The following is a 1,152-nucleotide window of genomic DNA, read 5'->3' as shown; positions in this document are numbered from 1 at the left end:
CTTGGTTAATAGCAGCATGGGTTCCTTCATGTACTATGGTGTTAGCTGCATCAGCACCATTGGTCGTCTCAGCATCATTTAATTCGACTGTGGTCTTTCCGTTTCGAACCAAATGATTGCCTTTAGCTCCACCTTTAAACGCCACAACACGTGCTTCATCAATAGTAATCCCCATCACATCCGCATAGGTTTGTAAGTAAACCTCTGTGGCATATTGCTTAGCTTCAGCATTCGCTATATCAAGGTTATTCAATATCTGCGCAGCTTCTGGGTTTTCTAACGCTATCTTCTTCTGGATGTCTAACTCTTTTTGCAGTACATCCATATGTTCAAAGGTGTCTGATACTTCAACCGACTCATCGGTGACTACATCAGCAATTGCGTTCCCAGCTAAGTGTGTCCGCTTGACGTCCTCTTTTATCTGCGCCCTTCCCTCTTCACTCAACAACCGATGATCCAAGGTCACGTCAATATCCCCCTGCTGACGGTCAACATCAAACAGGTCTTTTTCTGTGTTTTCGGTATCGCGATTGAGCGCTGTCAGGTCATGGCTATCTTCTTGGTTAGTGACCGTTAAATCCCCCCCGCCAACCGTCGCTAACGTTTTGCTCTTGCTGTAACCCGAGCTATTGCTGTATTGAAGTGAGGTAGAGTTGCTTTCCGCACTTATATCGCCACCTTGCACACCCACACTGCTGTTGATACCCATGCTTTGGTTTTGTTCATAGCGACTGTTGGTTAGGTCGGCGTAAGTGAGCGTATCCGTGGCTAGATTAAGATTGCCAAGGTCTTTTCCTTGTTCATCGACCGTTGCAACTAACGCACCTTTCACATCGGTATTGTTCGCTACTGTAATGTTCGCGTTGCCGCCAGAGGTTAAGGTAGTGAGTAACGTTTCTTTGCTGCTGGTTCGGCCGTTGGAGGCATTTAGCCCGCCATTGGCGCCCGTTACATCACCGCCTTCTCCCATGGATGTTCCACCACTCACGCCAGCACCTTTATTGCTGGATGAGTGTCTATCTTGAACTGACGCAATATTAAGGTCGCCACCCACGGTAACATTAAGCTCGCTGTCGGCGTCAACATTTGCGCCTTTGATATTGGTGTCTTGTTTCGATGTAATTGAAATACAAAGGGATAAAGGGGTCAGGT

The 1,152-nt window shown here is 47.1% G+C and carries 1 protein-coding gene; it reads right to left on the bottom strand.

What is annotated here, in order from left to right; translation table 11 throughout:
- The coding region (locus BCU12_RS09955) for a hemagglutinin repeat-containing protein (RefSeq protein WP_198599303.1) at positions 1–1,152 on the bottom strand (1,152 nt) is incomplete at both ends.

Source organism: Vibrio sp. 10N.261.55.A7, assembly GCF_002877365.1.
Taxonomy (GTDB): domain Bacteria; phylum Pseudomonadota; class Gammaproteobacteria; order Enterobacterales; family Vibrionaceae; genus Vibrio.
The sequence above is the reverse complement of the archived record's forward strand: the minus strand, read 5'-3'. Positions and strand labels throughout refer to the sequence as shown.